Genomic DNA, 18,907 nt, shown 5'->3' with positions numbered 1-18,907 from the left:
TCAAACCAGTTGAGCAAAAATCGGTTTCCGAATCCGCTCACTCTCAGCGGACATAAAATTCTACAACATCTTTTTTAATTTTGACATCGTAATTGCCAAAGAAATCGTGGCCGAGCAGACCTATTGGCATTTGTTTCGCGATCGCCACTTCGACATTTTGGATCGCAGCACCCCCAACCCGAATCGATCGCACCACACCGATCGGGAACTCGACAAAGCTACCGTCAGCGATCCCCGCTCTCACGGTACGCACCGGCCTCACTCCCAGTGCAGTAGCCATCTGCTGAGAAATCAAAGTGCCGCTCGCCCCGGTATCGACAATCATCTCAAAAGTTTTGTTGCCGTTAAATACCACATCAATCACCGGCGTCCCGCCAGCGCGGCGCTTGATTTTAGCTTGAAATACCTGTGGATTCCGCCGTGGCTGAGCCGGTTGATTTGCTGGGGGTTTGGCACCAGAATTGGATGGGTTCCAAAACTGAGAGTACAATTTGCCCGTTGTCAATCCCGATCCCGTTATAGCGCGAGCGGGCTGCTGGGAACTCCCATCGGGCATCAATGTCATCACCTGGGTTGCTGGCTGATGTGAATCAGAATGCACCTCGCCGCCCCCCACAGATCCCGCACCCACCAAAACGGTCGCAAAAACAAAGCCCGATCGCCAAATCCGCTTGAGAATCACTTTTGCCATGATCTAAATACCTTGATTGCTTCAATATTTCCCACAACGACCGCCATTGATATCCTAACTTGCTCCAGAAAACCCAGCGCCCGAAGAACCCGATCGGATCGTCACGAAAACTTGGCAATTTTCAAGCGATCGCATAACATCGAACACAGTTGACACTCCCGAGCCTGAAGGCGTGGGGATTCTTTGATCTACGAGCCAGTTTGCTGAGGCAGGATTTCTCCAGCAACAGTAGAGACTAATTCTCCCAAAGAGTTGCTTGGTTCAAGACCAAAGGTTCCGGTATGCCCTACCGTACCTAATCCTCGACTAAGGATATTTCTAGCTGCGTTTTCGTCCCGATCCAAGACACAACCACATTGACAAGCATGAGTTCTTGTAGATAGCGTTTTTTTCACGATTTGACCGCAGCTAGAGCATTCTTGACTGGTGTATTGGGGATTCACCGCAACCGTGATTTTTTCAAACACTTTTCCAAAGTATTCAAGCCAAACACGAAATTGATACCAAGATGCGTCATTAATGGACTTAGCCAGACAATGATTCTTCACCATATTTTTGATTCTCAAATCTTCGTAGACTACTACATCGTTCGATGAGATTACGCACCTTGCTAATTTCACAGCATGGTCTTTACGTTGTCTACTTATTTTGAGATGGCGCTTACCTAGAATCTGCCGAGCTTTGCCCCTGTTTATTGAACCTTTCACTTTCCGGGATACGCGACGCCCATAGCGTTTGAGGACTTTCTCACCTTTTCTTAAAAACCTCGGATTTTCAACCGTATTTCCGTTTGAATCGGTGTAATATTCCTTCAATCCCACGTCTAATCCGATCGTAGTACCAGAGGGTTCTGTGTTTTCTTTTCTATCGACATCCACACAGAATTGGACGTACACGCCATCAGCACGTTTGACTAATCTCACCCTTTTTATTTGGCTAATTTGGTAAAAATGTAGATCGCGTGTGCCTTTTAGTTTTAATCGTCCAATTCCTTTTTTATCCGTAAAGTTGATTGATTTCCGATCGTCAGCAAGTTTCCATCCAGTGGTTTTGTATTCCACCGAGCGGCCATCTCTTTGAAATTGTGGATACCCTTTTTTACCAGGAATATTTTTCTTGCAGTTATCGTAAAATCGGGAGATAGAAGACCATGCCCGTTCTGCACTAGCTTGTCTTGCCATTGAGTTGAGTTCGTCGGCAAAGGGAAAATCGCGAGCTAGTACGGCGCAGTATTTATTTAAGTCGTTTTTGCCCACTTTCTTGTTGTCCATCCAATAACGCAAACAGCTATTGCGGACAAACTTAGCGGTACGAATTGCTTCGTCTACTGCTTTGAACTGATTCGATTTTCCGTGGGCCTTAAACTCAAAAACTAACATGGTCTTACCTCCCATCTTATACTATAGGCTCCAGCATAAAATCTTCAGTAAGTTATTAATACGTTACAATTAAAGCCGTCCTTTTAGGACGGGGTTTAAAACCCAAATTTTTGATAAACTTATAAACGGCAACAGGCTGTAATTGCAAAGCCTTGTTGGAGATCTTGAAATTAAGCATTTGGGGACGATCGGCAATGCACAAACTTTTATATTTTGCAACTATAGGACTACTAGCTTTCTCGATCGCAGGCTGCGGTGGCGAGGGCAGCAACACAGCCAGCCCCAGCCCCAGCCCCAGTGCAGCCTCTCCGTCTCCGGCAGCCTCTGCCAGCCCCACCCCAGGAACTCAGACATTCCAGTCTCCAGTAGTAGCGGCCCAGCCTCCAGGGTTAATTCGATCGACTAACCCAGACGAACGAGCCAGACAGGCTCAAACAAATATCGGCGACAAAAAGGACAGGAATCCAACGCTTCCGCTTCAGCCAGTGCCCCAAGGCCCTTTGACAGCCAATCCTTCTCAGTTAGACCCCTTTGGGCCGCTGCCGCCGATCGCGGTTCAAAACCCTCCGGGAGTTGGCGATGTCCCGGGCGGAATCCCAGCAGGGCCGATGACAGTCAATCCGTTGCCCAAACTGCCACAGCGACAGGTGGCCATGATACCTAAACTGCCAGAACTATCCCGCCCAGTCCAAATTGGAGGAACTAAGCTTAAAGGCCCGGCCGCTCCCCAAATCAATCTCAGCCCGACAGCAAGAGGCGTGGTCAGCGAATTCAGGACGCTTCAGGCTTTGCTAGACGACACCACACAAAACTCTGAGTACAGTACAGATCTGCGTACATTGGTTACTACTATTTACGGAAGAGAAGGAGAAAAGAATTCAACCAGACGAGAGTTACTCCTAACTAACCGACCATTCTTCAGAAGAATAGAAAAGGCCCTAGGTGAATATGTGACAGCCTCAAACTTGTGGGATATTTACGGAGAAAAATCGCCTCCTGATGCTCTCCGGTGTTCCATAGTGCCGGAAATTGCCGAGGCAATTGAGGTATATCGACCGCCGACAGTAAGAAGGGGGGAACTGTCCTGCGTGACGCGAATCAATATGCTGCAAGCAGTTTGGCGGCAGGGCAAGAACAGAGTGGATGCAGCCCTCCGCGATCAAGACTATGAGGGGCGAACTATCGCAAAAGCGCCTCTTCTGCCAGTTCTATCCGAAACTCGGACAAATCGTCAGCCAGAAGGCGAGAAAGCCCTGGGTCGGCAATTAGCTTCGTTGCCAGAAGTGCCGGGGCTAAGCCCCCCGCCATTAGGGCGCCGCCTAGCGGGCCCCGGAGATCCTTCTCTGCCGGGAGGCGAAGGCGCGCAAGTTGGCTCGCCCCGCCAAGTTCCGGGAGTCAATGCGCCTCAATTGGGCAGTCGCCCCGGACAGCCTGGTTTTCCAGGAGGCGAAGGCGCACAAGTTGGCTCCCCGCGCCAAGTTCCGGGAGTCAATGCGCCTCAATTGGGCAGTCGCCCTGGACAGCCTGGTTTTCCAGGAGGCGAAGGCGCACAAGTTGGCTCCCCGCGCCAAGTTCCGGGGCTGAATACGCCTCAAGTGGGCGGCCGTCCAACTTCATCACCAACTACCGGTAGGAATCCGCGCCGTCCAGCACCCCCGCGCCCGCCCCAGCCAATTGCAGCTAGACCCATAGGAGTGCCGGATCTGCCGGAACTGCCAGTAGACAAGCGGCCGCCCCAGTGGAGAGACCCCAATCCCCCACCCCCTCCGCAGATACCCGTAGTTCCAGCACCACCGCCACCGCCTTCTACTGACCTCGCTACAGGTACTGAAGTTAGCGGGGTGGTAAAAGTCGGGAACGAGACGCAAGTGATTGTCAAAGTACCGAATGAACCAACAAGTCGATATGTCAAAGTAGGGCAGCGGTTGTCTAACGGACAAGTGTTGGTCAAGCGGGTGGATATCAAGCCCGGAGCCGATCCAGTTGTAATCCTAGAGGAAAACGGCGTTGAGGTTGCCAAAGGTGTGGGCGAAAAACCTGCAAGTCGCGAACAAAAACCCGCCAATGCAGTTATTAGCCGTCTGTTAAATCCGAATAGCTCAACGCGGCGCTGAAAATTGACATTAAAGCATGAAAAATGCTAAGGGCAAAAACTCAAATTTTTGCCCTTAGCATTTATGGCTGATATCGAATCTGAAGGTAAAATTAACATAGAGTGAGTTAGTCGCTTCTGGGAAGAAACATTAGGGATTAAAAAATAGAAGACTTTTCAGCGAGTCTTAGCTTTTGTAAAAGCTCTATCACTAATAGAAGTCAAAGGAGATTTCCCATGCTCAGTTCAATTCAAAAATTAGGGATGGTGATATTAGTTGCTTCTTGTATCGGAAGCGCCACTAATCTCTTGAATCCCCAGCCATTAATCGCTCAACCAAAACCAGAGCCAAAACCAGAGGCAAAACCCGAAGAAGGAAAACGCCCTCCCTTCTGCCAAGGAAACCCTCCGACGGGGAGAGTGAAATGCAATTACGAGGGAGGCGATAACTACGAGGGAAATTTCGTCAACGGCCTGCCCGACGGCAATGGAGTCTACGTGTACGCTAATGGCGATCGCTACGAAGGACAATTTCGGAAAGGAGTGCCAGATGGTAGAGGGACATTCATTTTTAAAGATGATGCCCGCTACACAGGCGTGTTCCAAGACGGCACGATGAGATCGGGGACGGTCGTTTTCCCCAACGGCGAGCGCTACGTCGGAGAGTTTGCAGTCGTCAGGAACGTTCAGACTGATGCCATTAGCAGCCAACCTGCAGGGCGGGGTCAATTTTTTTACTCCAATGGCGATCGCTATGAAGGACAATTCTTTGCAGGTTCGCCCTTTGGCCCAGGGGTATTAGTACGCAAAGACGGCACTCGCTGTTCAGGCAGATTTTTTAATCAAGAACTTGACGCTAGTGTCACCTGCACTTTCCCGAACGGTACGCGCTATGAAGGAGAATTGCGAAAGGGAGTGCCTCACGGTGTCGGAACGATGATCGATGCTAGCGGCAGGCGCTTTCCGGGGGTATATCGCAACGGCAAACGCGGATTTTCGTAAAGCATAATATTGAGGTTTTCAGGCCACTTTTGACCAGAAATCGGACAAAAGACAAATGACGAAGCAAAATAATATCCAGAAGCGTATAGGAGAGACTTAGTTAATGATTTCCCGTTTTAAAACCAGTGGAATCGCTCTATTAGTTACATCTGTGTTGGGAATTGGTAGTTACGCGACTTATCCCTTGCCATCAATGGCGCAAGGAACAGGAGCTAAAACCGGTCGCTGCGTGCCAGCTATCCCTACAGGTAGAGTTAGGTGCGATTACGACGATGGCGATAGCTACATCGGAGACTTCGTTAACGGTTTGCCGAGTGGCACGGGGGTATACGTATATTCCAGCGGCGATCGCTATGAGGGGCAATTCCGTCTCGGCCAGCCAAACGGTCGAGGACAATTTATATTTAAGGACGACGCCCGCGTCGAGGGCATATTCCGAGATGGCAAAATTAGCTCCGGGACAGCTATTTTTACTAATGGCGATCGCTATATAGGGCCGTTTTCTCTGGATTGGAAAGTGGGTACGCCGACTGGACAGGGACAATTCATTTTTGCTAACGGCGATCGCTTTGTCGGTCAATTTTTGGGGGGCAAGCCTTTAGGTGCGGGAGTGTTCACCCGCGCTGACGGTACCCGGTGTTCGGGACAGTTCTTTAATCAAGAACTCGATGCTAGGGGTAGCTGCGCGTTTTCTAACGGTATCCGCTATCAGGGAGAGTTCCGTAAGGGATTACCTCACGGCAAAGGCACAATTATCGATACCAGTGGCCGGCGGTTTCCGGGAGTGTTCCGCGACGGCCAGCGCCTCGAACGATAAACTGGGAATAAGTGCGATCTATTAGTAAGGGCAGGTTGAGGGCTAATATTTTTTGCACCAAACCTGCCATTGCTGGGTTTTAAAGTCAAAACTATTGATAATTTACGATCGGCTTTTTCTCAACGAATTGCTAATGTTAAATATCCACTTAATGGAGTTAATGGAGGCGTTTTGATATGACAACTACTGCTTCTGCTTCCGGGCGCACCGGCCAGTTTCCCTTCGACTTTGCGCCGCAGCGGACTCAAGATGCTGATTTGTTGCGACAACTCAATTTTGTGCCCGGTTTGAAGGAAGTCTTGACTTTGCGTCAAGTTCATGCTTTGGAACACGCTACGGTTTGGGTACTAAGCCAATCGCTTGGTGCGACCACAGCAAGAGCCGATAATGAGTTATTGGGCGGGATGTCCACAGACCAAGGGTTTTATCTTTATGGCCACGTTAACATTGCACAGTTGCGTCAGGCAGTGCGCGAGGCTTTGCAGCGGATTGCCAGCGGAGAGTGGGATTTAGCTGTACATCCCCGCTGTGGCACGAATTTGTCGGTGGCAATGCTGCTGACGGCAGGACTTGCTGTCGGCATCCATTTAGCCCTGCCTCGGGGGCCCATTCTGCAACTGTTAGGTTTGGGTGCAGCGGCGGCTGCGGCTGCTCAGTTAGCTCCTGATGTGGGATCTCTGGCTCAGCGTTACGTCACAACTGCTATTCCGTTTAATTTGAGTGTGGTTGATATTACTGTAAGTCACGACTTCTGGGGACGCGAAGCTCATTTTGTTCGGGTGCGTTGGGTTGAATAGTTGCACAGTATCAAGCGCGATCGATAGATCTAACTCATCTGCGTTTATCTGTGTTTATCTGCCTGTATCTGCGGTTAAAAAAAGAGAATTTTGCAACCGCCGATGACAATGGGTGAACGCGGATTCACGCAGAGGTCGAGCATAGATATCTGAATAATTCCGATGCAGCGCGGATTTGATATAACTAATAACAATTAACTCATGAATTCTGGGTCGTCCAAGCTCCTAAATGCGATCTGGATCTACTCCTAATTCTCGCAACCTCACCGCCAATCTTTCAGCCCGTTGGCGCTGCTCATCAGCTTGCTGCTCAAGTTCCTGGAACCGAGCTTGTTCTGCTTTAATCAACCCTTCAACTAATGGCGGAGACAGTATTTCACTCACTGATAATGTCAGATTGGGAAATACTACAGACACCATTTTTTGCCCCGGCACAAAATCTGTTTGTGTATAGATGTCTTCACCTTCAGGAAAGGCTAAAACTCGCACCAGTTCTTTGTTAGGTGTAGGGTCAACAATTACATATTCAGGCACGTTAGCTAGTTCGTACTCAGCTCGTTTAATCACATAATCGGCGCGCCGATTTTGACTCACTACCTCTATGACTAACAGGGGCTTTTCCTCAAAATCGAGGATACCAGAACCTGGTCTAGCGGCAGCTTGTTCCAAAAGACTTTGAGTGCAAACAACTACATCAGGAATCCGAGAGGTATCTTCTTCTGTTCTTACTCCCAGACCTGTTTTTGCTACTAAGTCAAGATTGTGTTCCGCTAGGTAACGCTGCAATTTGTAAACTAAATATTCGCAAATTTTGATATGTAAAACTGTTGCGGTTGGCATCGGAATTAATTTGCCTTTGTACAGTTCATATTGTAGATCGGAATCAGTTTGATAGGAACGGTATTCTTCAAAGGTCAAGGTGGGTGAAGTATCAATTTGCTTTGATTCAACAACTGGCACTACAGATTGAGACATATCTTTTCACCGATGTCGATATAATTCTATTATATTCAATCTGCCTCGATCTGGGTGCATTGGCGGTTAAAAATTCCCAATTATCGATCGCACTCGCCACCAGAATAGTCAGAGAATAGTTGAATAGTGTAAAATCAACTTGACGATCGCCCCGACAACTCGACCTTACCCTTCCGTACACCATCCGAGTTCCTATGTCAATCAAAAAGATTCTTTCCATAGCGCTGTTAATTTTTATCCCCATTTCCATCGCCGCTGAGTATTTGCACTGGGGTTCCCTGGCAGTTTTCATCACATCCGCTTTAGGCATTATACCTCTGGCGATTTGGTTGAGCACAGCAACAGAAGAAGTGGCGATCGTTACAGGCCCATCCATAGGCGGCTTATTAAATGCAGTCTTCGGCAATGCTACGGAATTAATTATTGCCATAGTTGCCCTGAAAGCTGGCTTAATTGACATTGTAAAAGCCAGCATAACCGGTACAATTATCAGCAACTTGCTCTTAGTCATGGGATTTTCCATGCTGCTAGGAGGAATCCGCTACAAAGAACAGGAATTCAAGCCAATAATCGCGCGGGTGAACGGTTCCACGATGACTCTAGCAGTGATTGCAATCCTGCTGCCGACAATGGTAATTTATACATCCAATGGAGTCGAACCCGCAGCCATTCAGAATCTTTCCTTAATAACTGCGATCGTCCTAATTGCAGTTTACGCTCTAACTCTCCTATTTTCATTAAAAACCCACAGCTATCTTTACGAAGTTGGGTTACTAGAACTAGAGTCAGAAAATCCTCAAAATACCAAAGATGAATCTACTACGCACAAACCGAATTTGTGGCTGTGGCTAGGAGTGCTAGTTGCCTCAACTGTTGCCGTTGCTTTTGAATCAGAAATTTTCGTGGGTGTTGTCGAAGAAACTACCAAAGGATTGGGATTGACGCCGCTGTTTACAGGGGTAATTCTGTTGCCGATTGTTGGCGGCGCGGCTGAATATGTAACTGCGGTGGGAGTGGCGATGAAAAACAATATGGATTTGTCAGTTTCTGTCGCGATGGGTTCGAGTTTGCTAGTTGCTTTGCTGGTAGCGCCCGTGTTGGTGATTATCGGATTAGTGATTCATCAGCCGATGGATTTAAACTTCAATCCCTTTGAAGTAGTTGCAGTTGCCATTGCCGTGACAATTGCCAATCTAATTAGTCTCGACGGGCGTTCTAATTGGCTCGAAGGAGTGCTGCTTTTAGCAACATACACCGTGTTAGGAGCAGCATTTTACTTTCACCCGATTACTTAAACTAACAATTTTTTGGGAGGGGCAATCCCCCGTGGTTGCCCCTCTTCCCTGGAAAAAAACTTATCTTATTTCTGGTTTGTTATTCCTCTTTGTCTTCTGCAGTTAATTTAAAAAAAATTGAGGGCAGAAACTGATTACGGACAGCGACACTGTTGAACAGGAAAACACTCTCGTCTGCAACTCCTTTTTCGGCCTTTACTGTCGCGACAATCAGAAGTATCCCGACATTCTACCTTATCTTCACAAATTTGCTGACGGGGAAAAGTACCTAAGCTTTGTATAGAAACTTCAGCCGTAAGCGTACCCTGTTCTATAACTTGGTCATTTTCTTTAATTTCATAGACAAACTTATTTTCTCCCTCTAAAACCGAAAAAGTTCTTGTTTTGTGGCTGTTACCCAACTTAAATGCAAAATCCTCGGAGAACTCACCTTTATTGTAACTTCTGTCTGTGTAGGGATAGGGGTTAGTATCCATGCCATCAGTCACATTTTTAATCACCACCCTCCTGTTTGGGGCGGGAGGAGTCTTGCTGGAGACAAATCGAGCGCTTTGCGAATCAGGGGAGAAGACAGTACCGGCACACGAACCTACATATTCTGTGCGCTTAAATTGAATCAAATTAATATTAAAAGCGTTTTCGTTCTTGACCCTAAATTGTGCTTCGCTAGTCTGCTGGGCGCTAACTGTGAAAGCTGCTAGCGTCAAAAAAAAAGCCCCCACCAAAATACCTAGGAATTTGATTTGTGGCCTCCCCGTAATAAATCTGGCGTGTTTCATCTCTCTCTACCTCTAATGTGAATAGATAGCATTTTGTTGAGGAGTTATTTTAACTTGAGAGCTGATGTGTTGTCAAAGTAGCTCCAATAGGTTTCTAGTAAGGGCTTGAGTCTTGGATGCTGAGTTGCTAAAGGAAGGACGGAAGTTATGACTGTGAACTTTGTAGAGTCAGGAAGGGAGTCCTGACTACTCACATCTTGCACCATTCTCAAGAACAGGCTTTTCGGCCTGTTCCACAAAGAGTGAATTTTCTCGCTTCACAGGCCGAAAAGCCTGTTCCTAAACAAGTAATTGAGAATGGTGCAACATCTCAGGAGTACGAACTTAACTACCAAGTTACTCGATCGCGCCATTTATCTAAAATCTTGTCGCCGACTCCCTGTACCCGTGCCACATCTTCCAAAGAGGTGAAAGGTTGCTGTTGCCGCGCTGCAATAATTCTCTCGGCTAACTTCGGGCCAACCCCAGGCAAGGTTTCTAATTCTTCCTGACTCGCTGCATTTAAATTAACTAACTTTTTACCCGGAGCAATCTGAGGTTTAGCACTCGGAGATTTTGATGCTGCTTGTAGTGAATCGCACTCTTTTTTCTTAGCGTCAATTCTCTGTTTGATTCGGGCGGGAATTCCCAAGGTTGCACCTTTGTAAAGCCGATCGAACTCCCGCTCAAAATGGGCCACAACTGTGGGACTCTCGATCGCCAGCAGCGTCTCGTCATTCCCGCGATTTGCCGCCTCACTCCAGTTGTGAGAACCTGTAAGCACCGTTTTGCCGTCCACAACGCCGAATTTGTGGTGCAGGCGATCGCCCATTGGTAACAGCGGCACTCCCACCGCAGTCAGCGGCTTTCTCCAAGGGCGATTGTCAGTTTCTAACTTGCAATCTTGCATCAAAGTCGCCCCCATCATATCCAACCCTTCACTGTAAGAGCGATAAATAAAATTAGAGTCTATTAAAGCTCGCACCGCAACTCCCCGGCTAGCTTCAATTTCCAAAGTATTTGACAACCGCTGAGCCGAAAATACAAACAGTGCCAAATCAACCGACTTTTTCGCACTACCCAAAGTTCGATTTATCAAACCGTTAGGGCTTTTTTCCCAAGGCAAAGTCTGGGAAGTCGGCGAAAATTGCACCGCAACTGTCGCATTTCCTATTTTCACTTTTTGCACTTGACGAAACGGCTTTTTGATGCCAAATTTGCTGTCCGGTTTGCCTCCGGGCCCGTCGCCCCACATGATGTTAAATTCTTGAGTAAATAGTTGCGCTAATTGAGGATTTTCAATTTTCAGCAAATTGTTCGCATTGCCGCGACTTGCTGCTGTCTTGAAATCTCCGTGTATATCGCTTGTTGTAAAATTAGCAGAAGTGACGATTACGGTTTTGCCGTCAATTACTACAAATTTGTGGTGCATCAAACCGCTGCCTTTACTGCCGTCAGCAGTATCGTCAATTACAGGAATACCCGCATCCTTGACAATTACCAAAGCATCATTTTGCTTGATTTCATCGGCAGTCAATTTACCGTCTTTATTGCGATCGGCAAGTTGCACAAATTCGTTATAACGATCGCGCTCTCTTTCCGGTAATTTCGCTAACTCCTGCGCTGTAAAATCGCTCCAAGGGCGACTATACATATGTTCGACAATTAATCTCACTTTAATTCCCGATCGCCCTCGTTCGGCCAAAACCCTCGCAATCCCGGGCAAGCGAAACTCCTGAACCGCTACATCTACCGTCGATCCAGCACTGGCTACGGCCACAGCGATCGAGTTTTCTAAATCATCTCCAGGTCTAGTTTGCTGGCGGTAAGGCTCTGTATAACTCGAAGCGATCGACTGATTGAAGTATACTTGCAACAAGGGGTCTTGAGGCAATGGAGCCAGACTGAGAGGTAAATTCTGCACGTCTTGCTTTGTTTGTCCGCAGCCCGCCAGATTGATCGCCACCAGCCCCGCACAACAGAAACCGAGTAAATGATAATACAATACAGCCACAAAAGTTTAAAAAATATAGAGGTTATTAGCCGAACCACAGTTCAAAGCTATTGGATCGAGTAAAGTTACAACCTATTAAATTTATGCAAGGGAATAGATTTTACGTCTTGTAGAACTGCCTCGATGCCGGAAGCATCACTGGTAGGGTAGCAGCATTCAGGGGCGTGGGTCAAACCCTATACCGCTGCTTTATGGCTAAAAGAAAAAGAATTTTTCCGTGCGGTCACAAAGGATATGGTAAAGCGTGCCATCGCTGCACGCAAGAGTTGCTGGCGCAGCAGCATTTCGTTGAAGTGCTGACACAAAAACAAACCAAAAAACAAGAGAGGGAAGCATCATTTGCTAGAGATATCATCGATCTCAGAGGTCTGCCCGACCACGTAGTCACTAAAGCCCGGGCAATTATAGCAGCTTTGGGCGAAAATAAGAATTACAGAGATTTCGGCGGCAAACGCCTGCGTCACAACCGTTTGATAATCAGTATTCCTGTAACTCGCAACTACAGAATGCTTTGTGAAGATTGCGGCACTTTCTTAATTCCCCAAAAAGTTTTGTCGCACGAAGACTACAACGTCTGCAAACCAGGAAGTCATTAGTCATTAGTCATTAGTCATTAGTCATTAGTCATTAGTCATTAGTCATTAAGTAGATCCACCTGAAAGGTAAAATAGCGATCGCTAAAAAGCGTGCTGTGTATCTCTTCCTTGTTCCTTATTCCTTATTCCTTTAAAATCATGCAAATTTATCTCGACTATAGTGCCACAACACCCGCACGCCCAGAAGCGATTCAAGCCATGCAAAAAGCCCTGACTCAACAGTGGGGTAATCCTTCCAGCTTGCACGAGTGGGGACAAAGGGCGGCGACAGCTTTAGAATTAGCAAGAATGCAGGTTGCTAGCTTGATTAACGCGCTACCGGAATCGATGATTTTTACCAGTGGCGGCACAGAAGCAGACAATTTGGCAATTATGGGAATTGCCCGTCTTTATACAAAGCCGCAGCATATTATTATCTCCAGCGTAGAGCACTCCGCAGTAGCAGAACCGGCGCGACAACTCGAACAGTTGGGATGGGAAGTGACGCGCCTACCAGTGGATAAATTTGGGCGAATTCACCCTTTGGATTTGCAAGAGTCGCTGCGATCGAATACAGTGTTAATTTCAATCATTTACGGACAAAGCGAAGTTGGCACGCTGCAACCAATCGAGGCATTAGGACAAATTGCGCGCGATCGCAATATCATGTTTCATACCGATGCAGTTCAAGTTGCCGGCAAGCTGCAAGTTGACGTGCAGAAACTGCCCGTAGACTTGCTTTCGGTTTCCAGTCACAAACTTTACGGGCCGCAAGGTGCAGGCGCGCTTTACGTGCGTCCGGGAGTAGAATTAGTGCCAATGTTGGGGGGCGGCGGGCAAGAATTGAAACTGCGTTCCGGGACACAAGCGCTGCCGGCAATCGTCGGTTTTGGGGTGGCGGCGGAGTTAGCTTTGCAGGAAATAGATGTGGAAACGCCGAGGTTAATTGCATTGCGCGATCGACTTTTTGACCGATTATCCCACGTACCCAGTTTAGTACCAACTGGCGATCGATATTGTCGGCTGCCGCACCACGTCAGTTTTTGCATAATCTCCCCTTCCTCTCGCCCTTATCAACAGAGAGATACAGGGCGAATCACAGGCAAAACTCTAGTGCGGCAGCTAAATTTAGCAGGAATTGGCATTAGTTCCGGTTCTGCTTGTAGCAGCGGCAAACTAACTCCCAGTCCGATATTATTAGCAATGGGATATGACGAAATCGGCGCAGTTGGTGGAATTCGATTGACTCTAGGACGAGAAACCACAGAAGCTGATATTGATTGGACAGTAATTGCGATCGAGCAAATTTTGGATAGATTAATGCCCAAAGTAGCATTATCTAGACGTTAGCAGGAAAATCTGCGGTTAAAATTCCCAAGAAACCCGGTTTTTACGATTTTTATCGACTGTAATGAAGTATCTCTCAAAAACCCGGTTTATCACCACCCCCGCACAATCAAAATAATCTTTCATACATCCTGTAGGGGCGGGTTCACCAACCATAATTGCCTGAAATAAACAATCTCAAAAACCCGCCCCCACCAACCAACAATCATCATTTACATTTGGGCGATGCGAGGCAAATTGTAGGCTGACGTGGGTTCTAGGTGGTGGCAGGGCGGGTTTATATAGATGGTTGGTAATTGTTATATGTGGTTGGCGAACCCGCCCCTACAAAATATCGTAAAATCATGCTAAAATAAATCCCGGTGTTATTCACAACTCCCCAAAATGGAAGAAAAGCGCGCCCAAGCCTATCTGCAATTAATTCACACCCTGCTGAATGCCCCCAACGGAGACGAACCGCAAATATTACAGGATAACTCAGAATTACTCGATCGCGGATTTCTGGAAACTTGCGAGTTAGTAGCATCAACGTTGGCAGAACAAGGAGGCGAAAATGGCGCTAAATTCCTCCGACATCTAGCCCGTTACCTAGCGGAAATCATCGAGGTTAACGATGACGTAGATAGCAATAACTCTGCCAGTGAAAATTTCCAAGAGTATGCAAACTTTTTCCTAGAATTATTGCAAGCCGAACAAGATAGCAACGGGGATGTAGCAGTAATTTACCCCATGCTGGAAGGGCGACAACATCTCCTCAATGCCACTTTTGCCGAGACTTTACAGCAAGTGGCGCATAAGTTAATTGCCGGCGAAAACTCAGAAACTATTAGCTCAATTATCGGTCTTATTGAAAATTTGAGTATTCATATTAGTGACTTTCCCAGTGGGAATAAAGCGAACAATATTGAAATTGCCATTACTGGTTATCAAATAGTTTTAAATAATCGCGAACCCGGTAGTGAAAAATGGACGCAAACTCAAAATAATCTGGCTACTGCCTACAATAACAGCAAAATACCAGGCGGTTGAAACCGCGTCTACACAAACTAAGTCCGCCTATGCGGACAAGCGAGATAATTTAGAAGTGTTGAAATCCTCGATCGAGCTTTAATACAGTATCACGATCGATACCGCTGCTATCAGTCAACCAGATATCGGTGCTCTCCGTAGCTGTTCCCACAATCGCAGCACCATCACCGATTTTTTCGACTAATAATTTAGCATTTGCGATCGGCAAAAACAGCACTAACTCGAAGTCTTCGCCGCCGTATAAGGCCCAATCTAAAGCTTTTTCGGGTGATACTATTTCGCTGAAAATATCGGGAATCGGTATTTTGGTGCGATCGACTTTTGCGCCAACACCGCTAGCCCGACAAATTTGAATAATCGCATCTGCTAAACCGTCGCTGCTATCCATTCCCGCAATTGCAATTGAGGATTGAACCCCCCCCGGCCCCCCCTTAGCAATTGGGGAATTAACCCCCCCCGGCCCCCCCTTGCTAAGGGGGGGAGAATTGAAATCTTGCTTCCCCCCCTTGCTAAGGGGGGGACTGAGGGGGGGTTCCATCGCACCTTCACAACCCAGTATTTCCCAAACAACCGGCAAAACATCCAGCCTCGGTTTAGGGCACTGGTGAGCGAGAATTAAAGAAGCTCGATCGACTTCTGTAAGATTTTGCCCGAATTCTGGATTTAACAGCAATTCTAATCCCGCGCGGGAGGCTCCGTGAACGCCGGTAGCCACAATCGCCCAGCCCGATCGCGCATTTGACCGACTAATGGTACGATCGCACTCAACTTGTCCAAAAGCCGTAATCGCCACCGTCACCACGGGCGATCGCACAACATCGCCACCGACGATCGGCGTATCATATTCTTGCAAGCAAGCCGTCATCCCCCGATAAAACTCTTCCACCCACTCCACAGCAGTATCCGCCGCCACAGCGAGGGCTACAGTCACCGCCAGAGGCCTTGCTCCCATCGCAGCTAGATCCGACAAATTTGCCGCTGCGGCGCGCCATCCTGCGTAATAAGGCCCCGTAGTGCGATCGCTAAAATGCACTCCATCCACCAACATATCTGTAGTGATAGCCAGAGATTGGTTGAGATTTGCAGCCATGACAGCGCAATCATCACCCACTATCTCTGCGGGGCAGAATTTTTGCAATATTCTTAAAAGACCTTGTTCACCGATATCTTTAACTTGCATAATTTTGAATTAGTCGATCGCACTTTCTCAATTCACCATTCCTTACCCGAACTCGGCGGCAAGCGCAACCTAGGAAACCTATAAAAAGTATCCCCTTCATCATCTACCTCTAAAACCGCCGAAAAAATCTTAACTTGCCGAGTTAAATACTGCTGAGCAACTTCAGCCTGAACCCTAGCATTAGCCGCCAGTTGAATCAATGAAATTTGACTGTTTTGAGTTTCTAACAACTGATAAAAAGCCTCGTCTAACCGCTGTTTTTGCTGGCTTTCCTGGACATTTTTTACAATTAACAAGCCTGCGAATCCGCCCAAACCAATTACCAAAAAAAGTTCTAAAATTGCCATACTTTAGATTAAATTCCTGATTTCAATAACGCAACTATAAAAATTATCTATTTTTCCAGCCAGATCCGGCGGGCTTTGTCTGTGTAAAAGCGATTTCAATCGCCGTTACCTTTATTTAGAAAACAGTTCACTGCTTGTCACTATTGATTTTTTCAGCCCGCGCAGGCGGGCTTTGTTTGTGTAAAAGCGATTTCAATCGCCGTCACTTTGGTGTAAAAGCGATTTCAATCGCCGTCATTAATTAAACTTGAGGTCGCACCAAATTTTCGATTCCTTTAACTACCTTAGCAGATACAATCTTGTCTCCCTGCTTCAGTTGCTCCAAAACTTCTTTGCCTTCAATCATGTAACCAAAAACAGCATAGCGGCCGTCCAACAGATTCAGGCCAGCGGGCGTGAGTTCAGGTTCAAACAAGAAAAAGAAAAACTGAGAAGAAGCGCTATCAGGGTCAGTTTCTGTACGGGCCATGGCCACTGTACCGAAAGCAGAAAAAGGCAAAACAGGTTCGTCGCGATAACGCCCCGCATCTTCTAGAGTAATCCCGTAAATAGGTTCTTTTTCGTCCCTGACGAGCACTTCTAGCGGTATATTCCGGTATTTGCCAGTAGCTGGGTCAATAAAACCAACTTCCTTGCCTTCGGGGTCTCCCGTTTGCAAAACGTAGGATTCTTCCGATCGAATAAACGGCAAACCGTCATAAAAACCTCGATCGACCAAATCCACAAAATTACCAGCCGTAACCGGGGCGCTGTAGCCGTCAACCACAACAGTAATTTCGCCTTTTTCAGTTTGTACGGCCACAGTAGCGCGCCCTTTCAGTTGAGGCAGATTAGCATACTTGGCAGGCACTTCAAACGGAAACTTTTTCACCATCAACTCTTCGATTTCGCCTACCGAACCTAGGATTGTGGCTTTCAAGTCAATCACTTTGTCCCTGTCTTTAGCCTCAACAGCCTTTTCCAGTTGAGCAATTTTCTCCTTGACTCCTGCAACTAGCGCCTCAGCTTCCGGCTTTTTCGCGTCGGGAATACTCTCTAAAAGGTCAGATTCCCGAAGGTTGAGAATCCTGGAAGCCTTGCTGACATCGCTGCTAATGGGGCCCCAACGTTTAGATCGTATGTGGTTGCCAATGTCTTCGAGACTGATTTGCAACTCTCGCACAGTCTGATTGTCAATAGGTAAAGCGAAGCGCAGCAGCGCCCGGCCGTCCGTAATCGCATTCCCCGCAGGCATGCTGCTGCTGGGGCGTTTGGCATGGGAAACTGCACTGAAACTCAGGGAGAGAGTGAACAGCAAGAGTGCTAAAGCGACGGTTTTGACCCAGCGCTTGCACGTATCGATCGAGAAATTAGGCCAATGCAACATAACTTTAACTTTTATTGCCTCTCTTATCTTCCCACAGCGCTGCCCGCCCTCTAAGCTGCTACCTATCTAAAGTGTCTGTTGGTTTGGCCCGGGAGGGAGTTGCCCACTAGCAACAGTCAATCGATTTGAGATTTGAGATTTTAGAGGCGAGCTCACGGATAAATTCGGGGGCTCCTCGATCGGATACAGGTTTTTGATTTCTGGACGGATGAATCCGGGGGCTTGCATCCTGGATGCTTGATTGTCAACTGACAACCGCCCGCTGCCCACTGCCATTAACATTTCAGTACAGCACTTGCTCCCTTTGAACGGTAAAATAAAATGCCAATTGCTTTTTGATGCCGTCAGCTAGAGTGCGGCTTTAAGCTGACCCCGCTCAAAAACGGATACAATCCCCAGACTCCTGTCGTGGAGAGATCGAAATTTTAGACCAAGGTTCAATCTCCCAAATTCAATGCGAGAGTAAATCTCAAATCTAAAATCTCAAATCTAAAATCGACTGACTGTAGTTCCCCCGTGCCGCCAAGGCGACGGGATTGCCCGCAAAAATTTATATGATTTCCAGTAACGACTTTCGACCAGGTGTTTCAATTGAATGGAATAACGGCGTGTGGCGGGTTATCGAATTCCTCCACGTCAAGCCAGGAAAAGGCTCGGCTTTCGTGCGGACAAAATTAAAAAACGTCCAAACCGGAAACGTAGTAGAACAAACCTTCCGGGCGGGCGAGACTATGCCTCAAGCCAACCTGGAAAAGAGTGTGATGCAGCATACCTATAAAGAGGGCGACGATTTCGTCTTTATGGATATGGAAACTTACGAGGAAAGTCGCCTCAATGCTAAGCAAATAGGCGATCGTGTCAAGTACCTCAGTGAAGGGATGGAAGTCAGCATCCTGCGCTGGAACGACCAAATCATGGAAGTGGAACTGCCCAACTCTGTTGTCTTGGAAGTGCTGCAAACCGATCCGGGAGTCAAAGGAGATACTGCCACTGGTGGCAGCAAACCCGCGATCGTCTCCACCGGAGCTCAGGTTATGGTGCCTCTATTTATTTCCATTGGAGAACGGATTCGGATTGATACTCGTGAAGACAAGTACCTCGGCCGAGAGTAGAAACGAGGGAGGAAAAGGGAGTTTTTAGTTTTGAGTTCTGAGTTATGAGTTAAAGAAGTTAAAATTCAATACTCATCGCTCACAGCTTAAAAACTATCCTTTTTGCCTCCAAACTAGGTGAATTATCCTAG

General features: G+C 47.3%; 17 protein-coding genes. 9 read left to right on the top strand and 8 right to left on the bottom strand.

Translation table 11 applies throughout. The annotated features are described in order from the left end of the window. Positions 1–43: 43 nt before the first annotated feature. Both OSC7112_RS06910 and OSC7112_RS06905 read right to left on the bottom strand, forming a co-directional pair. A complete protein-coding gene (locus OSC7112_RS06910; RefSeq protein ID WP_015175236.1) occupies positions 44–691 on the bottom strand; it encodes a retropepsin-like aspartic protease family protein in 648 nt (215 codons plus the stop codon). Between the two features lie 188 nt (positions 692–879). Further along, positions 880–2,070 carry an RNA-guided endonuclease InsQ/TnpB family protein gene (locus OSC7112_RS06905; RefSeq protein ID WP_015175235.1) on the bottom strand — a complete coding sequence of 397 codons (1,191 nt, stop codon included), beginning with the start codon at positions 2,068–2,070 and terminating at the stop codon, positions 880–882. Between the two features lie 164 nt (positions 2,071–2,234). Here OSC7112_RS06905 and OSC7112_RS34350 point away from each other — a divergent pair, with 164 nt between their 5' ends. From OSC7112_RS34350 to OSC7112_RS06885, 4 genes are all read left to right on the top strand, one after another. Continuing rightward, a complete protein-coding gene (locus OSC7112_RS34350; RefSeq protein WP_150111507.1) occupies positions 2,235–4,184 on the top strand; it encodes a hypothetical protein in 1,950 nt (649 codons plus the stop codon). 215 nt (positions 4,185–4,399) lie between these two features. After that, the gene (locus OSC7112_RS06895) at positions 4,400–5,164 is read left to right on the top strand and encodes an MORN repeat-containing protein (protein ID WP_015175233.1); all 765 of its coding nucleotides are present in this window, start codon (positions 4,400–4,402) and stop codon (positions 5,162–5,164) included. A gap of 103 nt (positions 5,165–5,267) precedes the next feature. After that, positions 5,268–5,981: an MORN repeat-containing protein gene (locus OSC7112_RS06890; RefSeq protein ID WP_015175232.1), complete on the top strand. Its 714-nt coding sequence runs from the start codon at positions 5,268–5,270 to the stop codon at positions 5,979–5,981. Between the two features lie 176 nt (positions 5,982–6,157). Then, positions 6,158–6,778, top strand: coding sequence for a DUF6391 domain-containing protein (locus OSC7112_RS06885; protein ID WP_015175230.1), 621 nt, complete (start codon positions 6,158–6,160; stop codon positions 6,776–6,778). Between the two features lie 225 nt (positions 6,779–7,003). Here the strand turns inward: OSC7112_RS06885 and OSC7112_RS06880 are convergent, their stop codons facing one another. Next, positions 7,004–7,753, bottom strand: coding sequence for a Uma2 family endonuclease (locus OSC7112_RS06880; protein ID WP_015175229.1), 750 nt, complete (start codon positions 7,751–7,753; stop codon positions 7,004–7,006). A 194-nt stretch (positions 7,754–7,947) separates the two neighbouring features. Between OSC7112_RS06880 and cax the strand changes: the two genes are divergently transcribed. Continuing rightward, positions 7,948–9,048, top strand: a complete 1,101-nt coding sequence (gene cax / locus OSC7112_RS06875) for a calcium/proton exchanger (protein WP_015175228.1) — start codon at positions 7,948–7,950, stop codon at positions 9,046–9,048. A gap of 134 nt (positions 9,049–9,182) precedes the next feature. Here the strand turns inward: cax and OSC7112_RS06870 are convergent, their stop codons facing one another. Together OSC7112_RS06870 and OSC7112_RS06865 are read right to left on the bottom strand one after the other, a co-directional pair. Beyond that, positions 9,183–9,827 (bottom strand): hypothetical protein, encoded by a 645-nt coding sequence (locus OSC7112_RS06870; RefSeq protein ID WP_015175227.1) that lies wholly within the window; start codon positions 9,825–9,827, stop codon positions 9,183–9,185. 328 nt (positions 9,828–10,155) lie between these two features. Further along, complete coding sequence (locus OSC7112_RS06865) at positions 10,156–11,820, bottom strand: DUF655 domain-containing protein (protein ID WP_015175226.1); 1,665 nt, start codon at positions 11,818–11,820, stop codon at positions 10,156–10,158. A 191-nt stretch (positions 11,821–12,011) separates the two neighbouring features. On the opposite strand from OSC7112_RS06865, the gene OSC7112_RS06860 reads away from it, so the two are divergent. The 3 genes from OSC7112_RS06860 (at position 12,012) to OSC7112_RS06850 (ending at position 14,771) form a co-directional block, all read left to right on the top strand. After that, the gene (locus OSC7112_RS06860) at positions 12,012–12,416 is read left to right on the top strand and encodes a DUF7682 family zinc-binding protein (RefSeq protein WP_015175225.1); all 405 of its coding nucleotides are present in this window, start codon (positions 12,012–12,014) and stop codon (positions 12,414–12,416) included. Positions 12,417–12,554: 138 nt separating this feature from the next. Next, positions 12,555–13,745 carry a cysteine desulfurase family protein gene (locus OSC7112_RS06855; RefSeq protein ID WP_015175224.1) on the top strand — a complete coding sequence of 397 codons (1,191 nt, stop codon included), beginning with the start codon at positions 12,555–12,557 and terminating at the stop codon, positions 13,743–13,745. Between the two features lie 381 nt (positions 13,746–14,126). Next, the gene (locus OSC7112_RS06850) at positions 14,127–14,771 is read left to right on the top strand and encodes a hypothetical protein (RefSeq protein ID WP_015175223.1); all 645 of its coding nucleotides are present in this window, start codon (positions 14,127–14,129) and stop codon (positions 14,769–14,771) included. Positions 14,772–14,820: 49 nt separating this feature from the next. On the opposite strand, the gene thiL is transcribed toward OSC7112_RS06850, so the two are convergent. From thiL to OSC7112_RS06835, 3 genes are all read right to left on the bottom strand, one after another. Then, positions 14,821–15,951: a thiamine-phosphate kinase gene (gene thiL / locus OSC7112_RS06845; RefSeq protein WP_015175222.1), complete on the bottom strand. Its 1,131-nt coding sequence runs from the start codon at positions 15,949–15,951 to the stop codon at positions 14,821–14,823. Positions 15,952–15,983: 32 nt separating this feature from the next. Further along, on the bottom strand, positions 15,984–16,298 hold the full coding sequence (locus tag OSC7112_RS06840) for a hypothetical protein (RefSeq protein ID WP_015175221.1): 315 nt from the start codon (positions 16,296–16,298) through the stop codon (positions 15,984–15,986). A gap of 241 nt (positions 16,299–16,539) precedes the next feature. After that, the gene (locus tag OSC7112_RS06835; protein WP_015175220.1) at positions 16,540–17,664 is read right to left on the bottom strand and encodes a peptidylprolyl isomerase; all 1,125 of its coding nucleotides are present in this window, start codon (positions 17,662–17,664) and stop codon (positions 16,540–16,542) included. 554 nt (positions 17,665–18,218) lie between these two features. Between OSC7112_RS06835 and efp the strand changes: the two genes are divergently transcribed. After that, on the top strand, positions 18,219–18,776 hold the full coding sequence (efp, locus tag OSC7112_RS06825) for an elongation factor P (protein WP_041622404.1): 558 nt from the start codon (positions 18,219–18,221) through the stop codon (positions 18,774–18,776). Positions 18,777–18,907: the final 131 nt, after the last annotated feature.

The sequence above is a fragment of the Oscillatoria nigro-viridis PCC 7112 genome (assembly GCF_000317475.1).
GTDB classification, from domain to species: domain Bacteria; phylum Cyanobacteriota; class Cyanobacteriia; order Cyanobacteriales; family Microcoleaceae; genus Microcoleus; species Microcoleus nigroviridis.
The sequence above is the reverse complement of the archived record's forward strand: the minus strand, read 5'-3'. Positions and strand labels throughout refer to the sequence as shown.

Coding starts and splice junctions, on each gene's coding strand:
- OSC7112_RS06910 (WP_015175236.1), bottom strand. CDS start 691: ATGGCAAAAGTGATTCTCAAGCGGATTTGGCGATCGGGCTTTGTTTTT.
- OSC7112_RS06905 (WP_015175235.1), bottom strand. CDS start 2,070: ATGTTAGTTTTTGAGTTTAAGGCCCACGGAAAATCGAATCAGTTCAAA.
- OSC7112_RS06895 (WP_015175233.1), top strand. CDS start 4,400: ATGCTCAGTTCAATTCAAAAATTAGGGATGGTGATATTAGTTGCTTCT.
- OSC7112_RS06890 (WP_015175232.1), top strand. CDS start 5,268: ATGATTTCCCGTTTTAAAACCAGTGGAATCGCTCTATTAGTTACATCT.
- OSC7112_RS06885 (WP_015175230.1), top strand. CDS start 6,158: ATGACAACTACTGCTTCTGCTTCCGGGCGCACCGGCCAGTTTCCCTTC.
- OSC7112_RS06880 (WP_015175229.1), bottom strand. CDS start 7,753: ATGTCTCAATCTGTAGTGCCAGTTGTTGAATCAAAGCAAATTGATACT.
- cax (WP_015175228.1), top strand. CDS start 7,948: ATGTCAATCAAAAAGATTCTTTCCATAGCGCTGTTAATTTTTATCCCC.
- OSC7112_RS06870 (WP_015175227.1), bottom strand. CDS start 9,827: ATGAAACACGCCAGATTTATTACGGGGAGGCCACAAATCAAATTCCTA.
- OSC7112_RS06860 (WP_015175225.1), top strand. CDS start 12,012: ATGGCTAAAAGAAAAAGAATTTTTCCGTGCGGTCACAAAGGATATGGT.
- OSC7112_RS06855 (WP_015175224.1), top strand. CDS start 12,555: ATGCAAATTTATCTCGACTATAGTGCCACAACACCCGCACGCCCAGAA.
- OSC7112_RS06850 (WP_015175223.1), top strand. CDS start 14,127: ATGGAAGAAAAGCGCGCCCAAGCCTATCTGCAATTAATTCACACCCTG.
- thiL (WP_015175222.1), bottom strand. CDS start 15,951: ATGCAAGTTAAAGATATCGGTGAACAAGGTCTTTTAAGAATATTGCAA.
- OSC7112_RS06840 (WP_015175221.1), bottom strand. CDS start 16,298: ATGGCAATTTTAGAACTTTTTTTGGTAATTGGTTTGGGCGGATTCGCA.
- OSC7112_RS06835 (WP_015175220.1), bottom strand. CDS start 17,664: ATGTTGCATTGGCCTAATTTCTCGATCGATACGTGCAAGCGCTGGGTC.
- efp (WP_041622404.1), top strand. CDS start 18,219: ATGATTTCCAGTAACGACTTTCGACCAGGTGTTTCAATTGAATGGAAT.